Source organism: Pseudonocardia sp. CA-142604, assembly GCF_050948475.1.
GTDB classification, from domain to species: Bacteria; Actinomycetota; Actinomycetes; order Mycobacteriales; family Pseudonocardiaceae; genus Pseudonocardia; species Pseudonocardia alaniniphila.
In genome coordinates, this window is sequence record NZ_CP192045.1 from 8,683,059 (window position 1) to 8,698,955 (window position 15,897).

Annotated in this window: 12 protein-coding genes; 1 reads left to right on the forward strand and 11 read right to left on the reverse strand. The window is 70.8% G+C overall.

The features are described from left to right. Positions 1-1,735: 1,735 nt before the first annotated feature. Positions 1,736-2,773: an ABC transporter substrate-binding protein gene (locus tag ACQPZQ_RS39360; RefSeq protein ID WP_433289588.1), complete on the reverse strand. Its 1,038-nt coding sequence runs from the start codon at positions 2,771-2,773 to the stop codon at positions 1,736-1,738. 63 nt (positions 2,774-2,836) lie between these two features. Continuing rightward, positions 2,837-3,289, reverse strand: a complete 453-nt coding sequence (locus tag ACQPZQ_RS39365; RefSeq protein ID WP_433289590.1) for a MarR family winged helix-turn-helix transcriptional regulator — start codon at positions 3,287-3,289, stop codon at positions 2,837-2,839. A 101-nt stretch (positions 3,290-3,390) separates the two neighbouring features. Here ACQPZQ_RS39365 and ACQPZQ_RS39370 point away from each other — a divergent pair, with 101 nt between their 5' ends. Beyond that, the gene (locus tag ACQPZQ_RS39370; protein ID WP_433289592.1) at positions 3,391-3,891 is read left to right on the forward strand and encodes an Rv3235 family protein; all 501 of its coding nucleotides are present in this window, start codon (positions 3,391-3,393) and stop codon (positions 3,889-3,891) included. A 16-nt stretch (positions 3,892-3,907) separates the two neighbouring features. Here ACQPZQ_RS39370 and secA read toward each other — a convergent pair whose 3' ends face one another. From secA to ahcY, 9 genes are all read right to left on the reverse strand, one after another. Continuing rightward, positions 3,908-6,844 carry a preprotein translocase subunit SecA gene (gene secA / locus ACQPZQ_RS39375; RefSeq protein ID WP_433289594.1) on the reverse strand — a complete coding sequence of 979 codons (2,937 nt, stop codon included), beginning with the start codon at positions 6,842-6,844 and terminating at the stop codon, positions 3,908-3,910. 179 nt (positions 6,845-7,023) lie between these two features. Continuing rightward, positions 7,024-7,650 (reverse strand): ribosome hibernation-promoting factor, HPF/YfiA family, encoded by a 627-nt coding sequence (gene hpf, locus ACQPZQ_RS39380; RefSeq protein WP_241039651.1) that lies wholly within the window; start codon positions 7,648-7,650, stop codon positions 7,024-7,026. Positions 7,651-7,883: 233 nt separating this feature from the next. Next, positions 7,884-8,579 carry a ComF family protein gene (locus tag ACQPZQ_RS39385; protein ID WP_433289598.1) on the reverse strand — a complete coding sequence of 232 codons (696 nt, stop codon included), beginning with the start codon at positions 8,577-8,579 and terminating at the stop codon, positions 7,884-7,886. 97 nt (positions 8,580-8,676) lie between these two features. Continuing rightward, positions 8,677-10,413, reverse strand: coding sequence for an LpqB family beta-propeller domain-containing protein (locus ACQPZQ_RS39390; protein WP_433289599.1), 1,737 nt, complete (start codon positions 10,411-10,413; stop codon positions 8,677-8,679). Next, complete coding sequence (gene mtrB, locus ACQPZQ_RS39395) at positions 10,410-12,158, reverse strand: MtrAB system histidine kinase MtrB (protein WP_433289600.1); 1,749 nt, start codon at positions 12,156-12,158, stop codon at positions 10,410-10,412. Before mtrB ends, ACQPZQ_RS39390 begins: the two co-directional genes overlap by 4 nt. Before the next feature lie 22 nt (positions 12,159-12,180). Continuing rightward, entirely contained in the window at positions 12,181-12,858 is a 678-nt protein-coding gene (mtrA, locus tag ACQPZQ_RS39400) for an MtrAB system response regulator MtrA (RefSeq protein WP_241039655.1), read from the reverse strand. Positions 12,859-12,955: 97 nt separating this feature from the next. Continuing rightward, positions 12,956-13,597 (reverse strand): dTMP kinase, encoded by a 642-nt coding sequence (locus ACQPZQ_RS39405; protein ID WP_433289601.1) that lies wholly within the window; start codon positions 13,595-13,597, stop codon positions 12,956-12,958. Between the two features lie 54 nt (positions 13,598-13,651). Continuing rightward, the gene (locus ACQPZQ_RS39410; protein WP_433289602.1) at positions 13,652-14,104 is read right to left on the reverse strand and encodes an NUDIX domain-containing protein; all 453 of its coding nucleotides are present in this window, start codon (positions 14,102-14,104) and stop codon (positions 13,652-13,654) included. Between the two features lie 104 nt (positions 14,105-14,208). Beyond that, complete coding sequence (gene ahcY / locus ACQPZQ_RS39415; RefSeq protein ID WP_433289603.1) at positions 14,209-15,720, reverse strand: adenosylhomocysteinase; 1,512 nt, start codon at positions 15,718-15,720, stop codon at positions 14,209-14,211. Positions 15,721-15,897: the final 177 nt, after the last annotated feature.

The window sequence follows — 15,897 nt, forward strand, 5'->3', positions numbered from 1 at the left end:
CCCCGCAGCCGTGTCAGGCACCGTTGTGCGCACCGAAACGACGATCATGCAGGCCAGGCAGCCGCCGCCGACACCGGACCGGACGCCGGCCCCTACCTCGACGCGCGACAGCGCGGGTGCGTCACCCGAACCCGCCTCCCGTGATCGACAGCCCGGGCCCGCCAACCGTGCCGAGCACCACTCCCCGTCCCCGAACCGATGATCTTGGTGCAGGTCCAGCCGACCGGCCGGCCCCCGCCAACCTCCATGATCGACGTTCCGGGCCTGGCAACCGCGTCCGGCACGACTACGTGGCCTCAAACGACGATCTTGGAAATCCGAGCCCGCCATGATCAGCGGTTCGGACCCGACAGCCGCCCCAGGCGCCGTTGTGCGCACCGAAACGGCGATCATGCAGGCCAGCCGACCCCGAGGCCGGACGCCAGCCCCTACGCCGCCGCCCCCCGGCTCCGCCGCCCGTGATCGACAGTTCGGGCCGCCGCCAACCGCTGTGCAGGTACAGCTGGCCGGCCGGTCGCCACCGCCCACCAACCTTCATGATCGACGTCCGAGGCCCGGCGACCGCGTCCAGCGCGGCTACGCGGCCCCAAACGACGATCTTGGAAATCCGAGCCCGCCATGATCAGCGGTTCGGACCCGACAGCCGTCCCAGGCGCCGTTGTGCGCACCGAAACGGCGATCATGCAGGCCGAGCAGCCACCGACATCAAATCGGACGCCGACCCCTACCCCGGCGCGCGACAGCGCGGGTGCGCCGCCCCAGGCCCGCCTCCCATGATCGTCAGTTCGGGCCCGCCAACCGCGCTGAGCACGGCTACCGGTCCCGAAACGACGATCTTGGAAATCCATGATCAGCGATTCGGACCCCGCAGCCGTCACAGACGCGGTTGTGCGCACCGAAACGACGATCATGCAGGCCAGCCGACCCCGAGGCCGGACGCCAGCCCCTACGCCACCACCACCCGGCTCCGCCGCCCGTGATCGACAGTTCGGGCCGCCGCCAACCGCTGTGCAGGTACAGCTGGCCGGCCGGTCGCCACCGCCCACCAACCTTCATGATCGACGTCCGGGACCCGGCGACCGCGTCCAGCGCGGCTACCCGGCCCCGAACGACGATCTTGGAAATCCAGGCAGCCCATGATCAGCGGTTCGGACCCGGCAGCCGTCCCAGGCACGGTTGTACGCACCTAAACGACGATCATGGAGGCCCCGCAGCCGCCGCCGAGACCGGACCGAACGCCGGCGCCTACCCGGACGCGCGACAGCGCGCGTGGGCTGCCCGAGCCCGCGCGACCATTATCGACAGTCGGGGCCTCCGGGTCACATGAGCAGCGCCGACGTCGCCAACCGCGCCGAGCACGGCTCCCCGTCCCCGAACCGATGATCTTGGTGCAGGTCCAGCCGACCGGCCGGCCCGCGCCAACGTTCATGATCGACGTTCGGAGCCCGGCAACCGCGTCCGGCACGGCTACGCGGCCCCAAACGACGATCTTGAAAATCCAGGCCCTCCGTGATCAGTGATTCGGACCCCGCAGCCGTGTCAGGCGCGGTTGCGCGCACCGAAACGACGATCATGCAGGCCAGCCAGCCGCCGACACCGAGACCGGACGCCAGCCCCTCCCCGCCGCCACCCGACCCGCCACCAACCGGGCCGAGCACAGCTACCCGTCCCGAACCGACGATCTTGCCCCCGGTCGGACCGCGGCGCGGCCGACCGGAGAGCTTGCTGCCGAGTCCTACGCCGTGGCGAGGATCTTCTGCAGGTCGTCGAGCACGATCATGGCGCCCGAGGGCCCCAGGCCCAGGAACCAGACCTCGTCGTCGACGGGTCGCGCGTGCCCCTTCTGCACCGCGTTCAGCCGGCTCCACAGCTCCCCGTTCACCACGGCGCCCTGATCCGTGGCCTCGGGCGGGCCGTAGCTCGAGTAGAAGATCCAGTCGCCCTCGGCGCGGTTGATCACCTCCGGCGAGACCTCCTGGGCCAGCTCGTCGAAGTCCTGACCCGGCGCGCGGGGCAGCCCGACGTCCTTGAGGATCACACCGATGAACGACAGGTTCCCGTAGAGGCGGATCCGGCCCGGCATGAACCGCACGAGCGAGATCGTGGGCGCGCCACCGGCCAGCGACGCCTTCACCGCGTCGGCCCGCCGCTGGTAGTCGTTGAGCACCTCGGTGGCCTTGGTCTCCTCGCCGAGCGCGGCGCCGGCCAGCAGGAAGTCTTCCTTCCACGGGAATCCCGGACGGATGCTGAGCACGGTGGGCGCGATGGCGCTGAGCGGCTCGTAGAGCTGGTCGACGCGCAGCTGGCTGCCGAGGATCAGGTCGGGCTTCAGCGCCGCGATGGCCTCGAGGTTGAGGTTGTTGGTGTCCCCGACGCTCGTGATGCCCGCGACGCGGTCGGCCAGATAGGACGGCGCCTTCCCGTTGGGGTTCGCCATGCCGACCGGCGTGACGCCGAGCGAGAGGACGGCGTCGAGCTCGCCGCTGTCGATCGTGACCACCCTGACCGGCTTCTTCTCCAGCCGCGTGGTGCCCCGCGCGTGGGTGATCGTCCGGGGGAAGACGCCGGGGCCGACGTCGGCTCCCAGCTTCGCGGTCGCCTCGTCGGCGGTGGAGAACAGCTTGCCGCCGGTGGCCACATCCGTGTTCCCGGTGCCGCCGGACGAGCTCTGCTGCTGTGTGGCGCAGCCCGTGGCCAGCACCGCCGCGAGGGCCATCGCGAGCCCCCAAGACACCCACCGGCGCGACGGCCGGCCCACCCTTCCAGAGCGCATGAGGTGACCCTAACCTAACCGATCTCAGTGCTCGGTCACCGGTCGGCAAAGCCGGCGGGGCCGTCATTCCGCCCGCGTGACCGCCGTCAGCACCGCCAGCAGGTAGGCGCGGATCACCTCGGCGTCCCGCGGTGACGGCTGGGGAAGGCCGCTCCGCAACGTCGTCACCACGGCCCCGTGCGCGCCCGCCAGCCGGAGCCGCCCGTGCTCGGTGATCCGCAGCCGCACCACCCGACGGTCTGCCGGGTCGCGCTCGCGAGCCAACGCTCCCGCAGCCTCCAGCGCGTCGACCACCGGGGTCAGCGTGGCCGGGGCGACGCCGAGGTACCCGGAGAGCTCGCGATGCGACACGGCCTCGCCGTCGGCGAGCGCACCGAGCACGCCCATCGCGGTGACGGTCAGCCCGTGTGCGGCGACGACCTCACGGGAGTACCGGGAGACGGCCTGCCCGGCCCGGGACAGCAGCCGGTGAAGTGGCATCAGCTGCGGGTCGGGTTCGAAGAAACCGCCGGTCATCGGCACACCGTACGAAGCTGGATCATCAGTGCCCGTACGGTTCGTCGCCTGATCACCCCAACGGACCTCGGCGGACCGGCACCAGGCCGCACTCTGGCGCCGTGACCACCACGCTGGCCTCGCCACCCCCGCTACCTGCGCCGCAGCACGCCGCCTGCCCAGCCATTCGGCCCCGGCTTCGACGGATGGCGTACGAACCGGGCCCCGGGGCGAGCGCAGCCGTCGCCACCATCCCGGCGCCGCGCCCGCCGCAACCCGCGCCGACCGGGCCGTCGGCGGCCGAGCTCGGCGAGGCGCATCGCAACATCACGCGGATCCTGCGGCTCGCGCTGGAGGTACTCGACCACCGCAGGCCGTCCACACAGCTCGCCGACCACGTCACGGCATCCGTGCTGCGTTACTGGCGCACGGCCGCGCAGCAGCGCACCGTGCGTTCACCCGCCCGGTTCGCCCGGATGCGTCTGTGCCTTCCGCAGCCAGGCGTAGCGGAGGTGGCCGTGGCGTGCGCCATGGACGGACGCGTGCGCGCGGTGGCAGCGCGCTTCGAGCGAGCCGACAGCGCGGGCACCGGCTGGCGGTGCACCGCGCTGCGACTCGGCTGAACCCGAACTGCTCAGGTCAGGGACGTGCCGCAGTGGGCGATCCGTGGCACTGCTTGTACTTGCGACCCGAGCCGCACGGGCACGGGCGATTGCGCGACGGCTCGGCGGAGCCTGCCACCGTGGCCTCGCCCCGGCTGCCGTCGCGCGCACCATCGCCGCTGCGCGAACGCGTGGCCGATCCGTCCTCCGCCGGGCCGCTGTAGCGCAGATCCGCCGGACGGGAACCGCGGAACGCCGGCGGCAGCACGCTAGTGGTGGCCGTCGGGTCGGCCGAGTGCCGGCCACCGCCGGATGCCGCCGCCGCGGGCCGGCGGTCGACCGGAGCCGGAACCTGCTGCACCTGCGGCTGCTGCACGGGAGCCTGCTGCACCGCGGCCTGCTGCGGTTGTGCGGGAACCTGCTGCGCCGGCTGCGCCTGGGCAGGAGGCTGGGCCGGTTGCACCTGGGCGTTGAACAGGTAGGAGACCGTCTCCTCCTTGATGCCCTCGAGCATCGCGGAGAACATGTCGTAGCCCTCGCGCTGGTACTCGATGAGCGGGTCGCGCTGGGCCATCGCCCGCAGGCCGATCCCGTCCTTGAGATAGTCCATCTCGTAGAGGTGCTCGCGCCACTTGCGGTCGATCACCGTGAGCAGGACCTGCCGCTCGAGCTCCCGCATGCCTCCGAGGGGGGCGATGAGCTCGTCGACCTCTGCCTCGCGCCGGGCGTACGCGTCACGCGCGTCGGCGAGCACGGCCTCGGCCAGCGCTTCCTTGGTGAGGTCACCGGGATCGGCGATCCCGTTGTCGTCCTGGCCGTCGGTGAGGTCCTCCCAGCGGATGCCGACGGTGTATAGCGTGCGTAGCGCGGTCCAGAGCTTCTCGAAGTCCCAGTCCTCGGCGTAGCCCTCGGCGGTGGCCCCGTCGATGTACGCCGTGATGACGTCCTCGAGCATGTGCTCGATCTGCTCCTTGATGTCCTCGCCCGCGAGGACCCTGCGGCGCTCGTCGTAGATGACGGTGCGCTGCTTGTTCAGCACCTCGTCGTACTTGAGCACATTCTTGCGGATCTCGAAGTTCTGCTGCTCGACCTGCGTCTGCGCGCTGCGGATGGCCTTGGTGACCATGCCCGCCTCGATCGGGACGTCGTCCGGCAGGTTGAACCGGTTCATGATCGACTCGACCATCTGGCCGTTGAACCGGCGCATCAGCTCGTCGCCGAGTGAGAGGTAGAAGCGCGACTCGCCCTGGTCACCCTGACGTCCCGAACGACCGCGCAGCTGGTTGTCGATGCGCCGCGACTCGTGCCGCTCGGTGCCCAGCACGTACAGGCCGCCTGCGGTCTTGACCTCCTCGGCCTCGGCCGCGACCTGCTCCTTCATCGCGGCCACGACGTCCTCCCAGGACGCCTCGTACTCCTCGCGGGAGTTCACCGGGTCGAGCCCACGACCGCGCAGGTCGATGTCGGCGAGGAACTCGGGGTTGCCGCCCAGCACGATGTCGGTACCACGGCCTGCCATGTTGGTGGCCACGGTGACCGCCCCGGCCTGCCCGGCCTGGGCGACGATCGCCGCCTCCCGCTCGTGGTGCTTCGCGTTGAGCACCTCGTGCGGTACCTGGAGCCGCACCAGCAGCTTCGACAGGTACTCCGACTTCTCGACGCTCGTGGTGCCGACCAGCACGGGCTGTCCGGCACGATGCTTCTCGGCGATGTCGGCTGCGACCGCCGCGAACTTCGCCTCCTCGGTCTTGTAGATCAGGTCCGGCTGGTCCTTGCGGACCATCGGCCGGTTGGTGGGGATCGACACGACGCCGAGCTTGTAGATCTGGTGCAGCTCCGCCGCCTCCGTCTGGGCGGTACCGGTCATCCCGGAGAGCGTCTCGTAGAGCCGGAAGTAGTTCTGCAGGGTGATGGTGGCGAGCGTCTGGTTCTCCGCCTGGACCTCCACCCCCTCCTTGGCCTCGATGGCCTGGTGCATGCCCTCGTTGTAGCGGCGCCCGGCCAGCACGCGACCGGTGAACTCGTCGACGATGAGCACCTGCCCGTCGCGGACGATGTAGTCCTTGTCCTTCTTGAACAGCTCCTTGGCCTTCAGAGCGTTGTTCAGGTACCCCACCAGCGGGGTGTTGGCGGCCTCGTAGAGGTTGTCGATGCCGAGCTGGTCCTCCACCAGCGCGACGCCGTCCTCCGTGACGCCGACGGTGCGCTTGCGCTCGTCCACCTCGTAGTGCAGGTCGCGCTTGAGCAGCGGCGACATGCGGGCGAACTCCTGGTACCAGCGAGCGCTCTGCTCCGCAGGGCCGGAGATGATCAACGGGGTGCGCGCCTCGTCGATGAGGATGGAGTCGGCCTCGTCGACGATGGCGAAGTTGTGCCCGCGCTGCACCATGTCGGCCGCTTTCCAGGCCATGTTGTCGCGCAGGTAGTCGAAGCCGAACTCGTTGTTGGTGCCGTAGGTGATGTCGGCGGCGTACTGCCCGCGGCGGACGGCGGGCGGCATCTCGGAGAGGATCACGCCGACGTTGAGCCCGAGGAACCGGTGGATGCGGCCCATGTTCTCGGAGTCGCGCTTGGCGAGGTAGTCGTTGGTGGTGACGACGTGGACGCCGTCGCCGGAGATCGCGTTGAGGTACGCGGGGAACACGGAGGTGAGCGTCTTGCCCTCACCGGTCTTCATCTCGGCGATGTTGCCCAGGTGGAGCGCGGCACCACCCATGAGCTGCACGGGGAAGGCCCGCTGGCCCAGCGTGCGCAGCGCCGCCTCACGCACCACGGCGAAGGCCTCGAACAGCAGGTCGTCGAGCGACTCGCCGGCCTCGTAGCGCTCGCGGAACTCGTCGGTCTTCGCGCGCAGCTGCGCGTCGGAGAGTGCTTGCACCTCCGGCTCGAGCTTGTCGATGCTGTCGGCATAGCGTGCCAGCCGCTTCACCAGCTTCGTCTCACCGGCACGGAGCAGACGGTTCAAAAGCGGCACGGTCGACCTCATTCGCCTTCGCGGATCAGTACGCGGGTTCTCGTCCGGTAGCCCGCCGTGCCCCGGCGAACCACCGGGCCCAGGGTAGCGAAGCTACGGATACCTCTTAGCACAACGCCGGAGGGGCGGCACGCGTTCCGGTCGGGAACGCATGCCGCCCCTCCTGGGCGTACGCGCGACTACCGTACGAGACGGATCATGCCGTAGTCGTAGCCCTTGCGGCGGTAGACAACGCAGGGCTCACCACTGTCGGCGTCGGCGAACAAGTAGAAGTCATGGCCGACGAGCTCCATGTGGGACAGGGCGTCGTCCACGCTCATCGGGTCGGCGGTGTGGACCTTGCTGCGGACGATCCGGCCCGGAAGCTGATCGTCGGGCGGCAGGTGCTCGTCATGGCCACGGGGGCTGGGTACCTCGACCTCGGCCGACGTGTCGGCCGGTGGGAGCTCGTCGAGGAGCGCAGTGGCGGCGCCGCGGCCCGCCATGACCCGGGTGCGCTTGCCGTTGACCTTGCGACGGTCGTGCGAGCGGCGCAACCGTCCTTCTAGCTTTGCGACAGCGGCGTCCAGCGCGGCGTAGAAATCTTGGGCGCATGCCTCTGCCCTTGCGACAGGACCACACCCTCTGCCCGTGATCTCGACCCGCTGACAGCTCTTGAGCTGGCGCCGGTTCGGCTCGTGGAAGAGCTCCACCTCCAAGCCCACGATCTTGTGGTCGTAGCGTTCCAGGCGAGCGACCTTCTCGGCGACATGGACCCGGAAATGCTCCGGAACCTCGACGTTTCGGCCGGTGACAACGATCTCCACGCAGACTTCCCTCGCTCTCAGCGTCGGGTTGGCGTTGCAGACTGCGGCCGGGAACCGAATCCCCGGGCGCACGATCGGTAGATCCTCCTGATAGGGGCCTCGGCGGATGCGGAGCACCGTAACGCGCATCACGGTTCGGCAACAGGGCTGAGCGTCAGAGTGACCCAGGATGGGTGATATAGGTGCTCGACACGTTTGGTAGGACTGCCGGACGGTAAAAGTCCATGCTCCGTTCAGGGAGCCGGGGCGCTCATACGGCCGAGGCACTCGGCGTCGCCCATACGCTTCGTCGCGTCGCACAGAACGAGGGCCGCCTCGGCTCTCACGCCCACCTCCGCGAGGGCCGCTCGGCAGGCCCGGAGGGTGGCCCCGGTGGTCACCACGTCGTCCACGAGGAGCACGGTGGCTCCCGCCGGCGGCAGGGCCGCGGGCCGCACGCGCAGGCGCCCGGAGAGGTTCTGCGCGCGCTGCACGGCGTCGAGTCCCACGGAGTCGCGGGCGCGGCGAGCGAGCCGCAAGGGCCGGGCCACCTGCACGCCGGGCCGCCCAGCGGCCAGCGTCCGGCAGAGCCGCACCACGTGATCGCCCCCGCGGGCGCGCGCGGCGGCCGGACGGGAGGGCGCCGGCACCAGCCACGTGATCGCGGGCGGCCGGATGATCTCGTCGAGCGGCCCCGCGAGCAACGCGGCAAGGGGCTCGGCAAGATCGCGACGGCCCCGCTCCTTGTAGCGGAGCAGCGCGGCTCGCAACGGACCGCGGTAGCGCCCCACCGCGAGCACCGCCGGGCCGCCCGGCAGCACCGGCCACGACGGCCGCCCCAGCCCGGCCCGGCATCGCACACACCACGGCGACACCGGATCACCGCACCCGGCGCAGTCGCCGGGCAGCACGAGATCGAGCAAGGCCGCCCGAAATTCCCGAATCCCCACCCGCCAAGCGTGCACCCGACCCCGGTCACGAACAGTGACGAACGGGCCAGTTATCCACAACTCGCCCCCAGCCCCCCTTTGCGAGGCGGCGGCGGGGTCAGCCGGGGTACAGGGGGACCGCGTCGGGGGCGCCGCCCAGGACCTGACGCCAAGCAGCCTGGTCACCGCCCGCGAAGCTCCACACGCCGGTCTGGTCGGTGACGAGCAGCGGGCGGTTCGCGGCGGCCGCGATGGCCGTGAGCGGCGGCGTGAGGTTGTTGCCGAGCACCTGCTGCACGCTCAGGCCGTCGACCGAAACCTGGGCGACGAGCATGTCGGTGCCACGCGTGATCGCGACGATCGACTCCGCCGAGCGCCAATCGGCCGCCACGACCTCGCCCAGGTCATCCGGACGCAGGCGGTGGATGTTGCGGATGGCCACCTCACCGTCGATCCTGCGAGCCACAGCGGCGGTGTAGAGCGCCCCTCCGACCACCGCCACCACGCGCATCCCGTCGCGGGAGAGCCGCAGGTCGCGAATCGGGCCGAGCGCGGTCAGCTGGTCAGCGTTGACCTGGCCGGTACGCGCCGGCCCCGTGCCGTCGACGAGCACCCGCGCGACGACGGCCCCGTCGAGGACCGTCCACACCTCGCCACCTGTTGGCGTCCAGGACGGACGGGTCATCGTCGCGGCGTCCAGCGACACCGGAGACACCGCTCCCCCAGGTCCCCCGCCGACCAGCAGCGCGCGCCGTCCGCCCATCCGGACGACCGCGGCGAGCCGCTGACCGTCGCCCGTGGTCGCCGCGGACTCCACGTCATAGGCGCCGTTGCCGACGGGGCCGGGCAGCGGTGCGCTCGGCTGGGGACCGTCCAGCTGCCGGACCCGTCCACCCGCAACGACCACGCCGGGCACGTCGGCGCCGGGCTGTACCTCTGCGGAGAGCGCGGCGACGTCCTCGCGCGTGAGCTCGGGCGTGCCGGACAGCAGCGGTTCGCCGTCCACGAGCAGCCGCACACGCGAGACGTTGACCTCGGACAGCGTCAGCACCACCTGGGCGGCCAGGAGCCGCTGCGCGGGCTCATCGAGGTCGCCGATCCCGGTGAGGTCGACGATCAGCGCACCGTCCGAACCCACGACGGCGTTGGACCGCAGCTGCGCACCCGGCGGGAACTGCGAGACGGCCGCGTCCAGCAACGCCTCGGACGGCCCGGCGAGCAGGAGCTCGAGTGCTCTGGCGGGCTGCGCCCTCGCCGGCACGCTGGGCACGTAGCGCAGGTCGGCCACGGCGAGCCTGCGGACCGGGTCGACGAACCAGGTGCGCACCTGCCGGTAGTTGTCCCGGAAGATCGACAACGGCACGACGACGCCGGCCGGCACGTTGGAGATGCGCCATTGGCCGTTGCGGCGCACGACGGTGACGTCCTGCTGGAACGTGGCCTGTTCCGGTTCGAACGCCCCCGAGGACGACAGGCGGCCGACCGCCGTGCCGCGGATCCGGATCGTCGTGACTCCCGAGTTCGGATCCTGCGCCCCGGCTGCCGGCACGGTGTCGAACTGCCCGTCGAGGACGGTGAGGCTCGCGGCGTCGTCCCATTCCACGGCGTCAGGCGCGAGGAAGCGCCGTGCCGAGCCGTGTTCGGCGGCGCTGCTGCCGGAGGCGAACACGAAGTCGCGCACCAGGTCGAGTGGGTTGCTGCCCTCGACGGGCCCTGCGGGCAGGGTGCCGCCCTCCCCGTCGCTCACCTCCCGCAGCACCTGCACCGGCGAGCTCTCGGGCACGCTCGCGCAGCCGGCCAGCCCCGCGAGCGCGAGGATCAGGGCGAGCGCTGAACAGAACCGTCGACGGATCACGGAAGGTCCGCGTGCCGGTCGGCAGTGTCGACGGCGTCGTCGGACCACGACGGCACGACCGTGACGGGGCGCCCGCGCGGAGGCGTCGGCACCGGGGGCGGCGACGGCGACGGCACGGAGGACGGCACGACCTCGCTGGTGGGTGCGGGGTCGGGGCCGAGCGGCAACGGGCTGGACTCGACGGGCTCGTCGAGCGTGCGCGGCAATGTCAACCGGAACGCCGCGCCCTGGCCGACCGCGCCCCATGCCTGCAGCCACCCGCCGTGCAGCCGCGCGTCCTCGATGGCGATCGCGAGACCGAGTCCGCTGCCGCCGCTGCGCCGCGCCCGCGACTCCTCCGCCCGCCAGAACCGGTTGAACACCAGCTCAGCCTCTCCCGGGCGCAGCCCCACGCCGTGGTCGCGGACCAGCACCGCGACGACGTGCTCGTCGTAGGCCATCGTGATGGCCACCGGCCGCCCCTCGCCGTGGTCGATCGCGTTGGCCACCAGGTTGCGCACGATCCGTTCCACCCGGCGCGGGTCGACCTCGGCGTACGCGCCGGTGGGCAGCCGCAGATCGAGCGGGGTGCCGCTCTCGTCGGCGAATCCGCGCACGGCCTCGACGGCGCGCATCACCACCCCGTGCATGTCCACCCGCTCGGCGCCCAGCTCGGCCACGCCCGCGTCGAGCCTGCTGATCTCCAGCAGGTCGGCGAGCAGCGCCTCGAACCGGTCGAGCTCGCAGACGAGCAGCTCCGAACTGCGCCGCAACGCGGGCAGCAGGTGCTCCCGGGATGCATAGAGCACGTCAGCCGCCATCCGGACGGTGGTCAGCGGCGTGCGCAGCTCGTGGCTGACGTCGGATGTGAACCGGCGCTGCAGCGCGCCGAACTCCTCGAGCTGACGGATCTGGCTCTGGATGCTGCTCGCCATCTCGTTGTAGGACTCTCCCAGCCGTGCGACGTCGTCCTCGCCCTGCACGGGCATCCGCTCGTCCAGGTGCCCGTCGGCGAACCGTTCGGCGATCTCCGCGGCCTGCCGGACCGGACGTACGACCTGCCGGGTGACCAGCCCCGCGATCCCTGCGAGCAACAGCAGGAGGATGAGCCCGCCGACGATCAGCGTGCTCTGCACCAGCCCGAGCGTGCGTTGCTCGGCGATCAGCGGGAACAACAGATAGAACTCGAGGTCGCCGTTGGCCGTGCGCACGGGCTGCCCGACGATCAGTGTCGGGATCTCCACGCCCTGCTCGCTGAGCGTCACGTACTTGCTCGACAGCGTGCCCGCGGCGACGGCGTCGCGCAGGTCGGCCGGGACGTCCTCCACGGGGCCTGCGGCGATTCCGGCACCCTCCCCGCGCGGCGTGCTGAGGACCGCCCGGAACTCACCGGCCCCGGTGGACGACGGCTCGTCGGCGACGCTGGCGTTGGTGAGCCGGTCCAGCGCGTTGTTCAGATCGCCCTGGGCGCCGTCACGGCTCGGGTCGACACCGGACAGATCGCGTTCCAGGAGCACCGCGCCCGCCTCGGTGCGTGTGAGGGTGTCGGCCTCCTTGCCCTGCAGCACCCGCAGCGCGATCTGGGTCTGCAGGACGAGACCGAGCACCACGATGACGGCCGTGGAGAGGACGAGTGTGCTGACCACGACCCGCAGCTGCAGCGACCGCCGCCAGACCGCGCCCCACGCGTCCGCCAGTTCCATCGCGAACTGGCGAACCTGTGCGGCTGCGCGGCGGGCGCGGTCCGCGAGCGGCAGCGCGGTCATGTCGGACGGGCGGCCGTGGCGCTCATGGTGGGCCGGCCTTGTATCCCACGCCGCGGACCGTCAGCACCACCTCGGGGTGCTCCGGGTCGCGCTCCACTTTCGACCGGAGCCGTTGCACGTGGACGTTCACCAGCCGAGTGTCCGCCGCATGCCGGTAGCCCCACACCTGCTCGAGCAGGACCTCGCGGGTGAACACCTGGCGCGGCTTGCGCGCCAGCGCGACGAGCAGGTCGAACTCCAGCGGCGTGAGCGCGATCTGCTCGCCGGCCCGCTCGACCTGGTGGGCCGGCACGTCGATCGTGACGTCGCCGATCGAGAGCTGCTCGGCGGGCTCGGCCTCCGTGCGCCGCACCCTCGCGCGGATCCGGGCCACGAGCTCCTTGGGCTTGAACGGCTTGACCACGTAGTCGTCGGCGCCGGACTCCAGCCCGAGCACGATGTCGACCGTGTCGCTCTTGGCCGTGAGCATGACGATCGGCACGCCCGACTCGGACCGGATGGCACGACAGACGTCGATGCCGTTCATGCCTGGGAGCATCAGGTCCAGCAGCACGACGTCAGGTCGTAGCTCCCGGACGGCCGGCAACGCACGGGTGCCATCGCCGACGACGGCGGTGTCGAAACCCTCGCCCCGCAGCACGATCGTCAGCATCTCGGCCAACGCCGGGTCGTCGTCGACCACCAGAACGCGCGACTTCATGTGCGCAGCATCCCACCACATGGGCCGGGTGCCGCCTTGGACCCGTTGTTACCGGGGTGCCGGATGCGGTCCCCGTGCCGTCGACAGCGTCTTCGGGCTACCCGAGGAGCCGCGCTGCCAGCTCTTCGGAGCCGACCGGGGCGGTGCCGTCGACCACTGTCCACGGAGACAGCCACGATGCCACTGCGAGCTGCCCGTACACCTCTGACGTGCGGGTCTGCAGCCCGGCATCGGCTTCGAAGGCGTCCCGCTCCCGGCCGGTCTCGGTGCGCTCGCGGTGTGCCACCCGCTCGTCCGCCACGGCGTCGGGCACCGTCAGCAGCACATGGTGGTCGGGCACGGGGATCCGGAACCGCTCGATCTCCAGAGCCCGGACCCAGGCGACGAACTCCCCGCCGGCCTCCTGGCGCAGCCGCGCGGCACCGTACGCGGCGTTGGAGGCGACGTACCGGTCGACGAGCACGATGTCGTTGGACCGCAGCGCTGCGCGCAGCTCGGCGGCCGCGTCCCTGCGGTCGAGCGCGTACATCAGCGCCATGCCGTGTACCGAGTCGATCAGGTCGCCGAGGCGACCGTAGAGCGCGTCGCGTACGAGTTCGGCGTGGACGTCGGTGTCGTAGCGCGGAAAGGCGAACCCGCCGACAGTGGCGCCCCTGCCGACGAGCGCACGGCAGAGCGCGTCGGTCAGCGTGCGCTTGCCAGCGCCGTCCACTCCTTCGATCGCCACCATGCGGCCCACGGGCGGGGACCCTAACGGGCTCCCGCCGCGGGAGACCGCCGGGTGGTGAACACCTCAGGCGATGGCCCGCACGGTGTCCCATGTGGCGTCGAAGCCGGGATGCAGCGGAAGCTCCCGGAGCCGGTCGGCAGGCACCCACCGCATCTCGATGGTCTCGCCGGTCTGAGCGGTGAGGTCCACGGCCTCGTGGGCGTGGGCGACCACGGTGGTGTACGACCAGCCGCCGTGGTCGTCGACGTAGCAGCCGGTGACGGTGTAGGCGTCGGGCGCCAGACCGGCCTCCTCGGCCGCCTCGCGCTGGGCGGCCTGCTCGGCCGTCTCCCCGCGGTTGCGGGCTCCGCCGAGCAGGCCCCAGGTGCCGCCGTGGTGGCTCCAGAGCGCACGGTGCTGCAGGAGGACCTCGCCCTGATGACGCAGCAGCAACCCCGCCGCGCCGAACAGGCCCCAGTGCCGATGACCGAGTGCACAGCGGACCCAACCGTCGCCATTGCCGCGGGGGAGCACCACTTCTCCAGAGTAGGCGCCGGAAGGGCCCGGCAAAGGGAGTGGAAACCACCTTCCTGATCCGTGGAACAGGAAGGTGGTTATCCGGACGGAGGCGGAGCCGCCGATCAGTAGCGGTAGTGCTCCGGCTTGAACGGACCCTCGACGTCGACGCCGATGTACTCGGCCTGGTCCTTGGTGAGCTTGGTCAGCTCACCGCCCAGCGCCTGCACGTGGATGCGGGCGACCTTCTCGTCCAGCACCTTCGGCAGCCGGTAGACGTCCTTGTTGTACTCCTCGTGCTTGGTGAACAGCTCGACCTGAGCGATCACCTGGTTCGAGAAGCTGTTGGACATCACGAACGACGGGTGCCCGGTGGCGTTGCCCAGGTTCATCAGGCGGCCCTCGGACAGCACGATGATCGAGTGGCCGTCCGGGAAGACCCACTCGTCGACCTGCGGCTTGATGTTGATCCGGCGGACCCCGGGGAAGCGGGTCAGGCCGGCCATGTCGATCTCGTTGTCGAAGTGGCCGACGTTGGCGACGATCGCCTGGTGCTTCGTGCGCGACATGAGCTCGGCGCTCACGATGTCCTTGTTGCCGGTGGCGGTGACGATGATGTCGGCCTTGTCGATCACGTCCTCGAGGCGCGCGACCTGGAAGCCCTCGAGCATCGCCTGCAACGCGCAGATCGGGTCCGCCTCGGTGACGATCACGCGGGCGCCCTGGCTCGCCAGCGCCTGCACGGATCCCTTGCCCGTGTCGCCGTAACCGCAGACCACGGCGACCTTGCCGCCGATCAGCACGTCGGTGGCGCGGTTGAGGCCGTCGATCAACGAGTGGCGGATGCCGTACTTGTTGTCGAACTTGCTCTTCGTGACCGAGTCGTTGACGTTGATCGCCGGGAAGAGCAGCAGCCCCTGCTCGGCGAGCTGGTAGAGCCGGTGCACACCGGTGGTGGTCTCCTCGGTGACGCCGCGGATGTCGGACGCCACGGTGGTCCAGTACTTCGGGTTCTCGGCCAGCGAACGGCGCAGCGTGTCGAGGATGATCCGGTACTCGTCGGAGACGGTCAGGTCCTCGTCGTCGACCGTGGGCACCACCCCGGTCTTCTCGAACTCGACGCCCTTGTGCACGAGCAGCGTGGCGTCACCGCCGTCGTCGAGGATCATGTTCGGGCCGACGACGTTGCCCTGCTCGTCGGTGAACTTGAACAGCTGCTCGGTGCACCACCAGTACTCCTCGAGCGTCTCGCCCTTCCAGGCGAACACCGGCACACCCTTCGGCTCCTCGGGGGTGCCGTTCGGGCCGACCACCACGGCGGCGGCCGCGTGGTCCTGCGTGGAGAAGATGTTGCAGCTGACCCAGCGCACGTCAGCGCCGAGGCTGACCAGCGTCTCGATCAGCACAGCCGTCTGCACCGTCATGTGCAGCGAGCCGGCGATGCGGGCGCCGTGCAGCGGGCGGGCCTCCGCGTACTCGCGCCGCAGGTCCATCAGGCCGGGCATCTCGTGCTCGGCGAGCCGGATCTCCTTGCGGCCGAACTCGGCCGCCGACAGGTCGGCGACGGCGAATTCGAGGCCGCCCCGGTTCTGCAGCAGACGGCTCGGGTCGGTCGTGATGTCGGCACTGGCGGTCATGGGGTGGTGATGCCTCCTCGTAGGGCCTTTCCGGCCGGTCACGCCCTCTCCGGGGGAGTGCGTGACCGCTGATTGCTCCGCCGCAGGTGCGGGCCTGGGCGGAACGCGATTCGTGGTGGGGGTTCGGGCCGCTTCGCCACTGCCGGGCTCGACGTCGACCGAACTCCCGGCGGGACG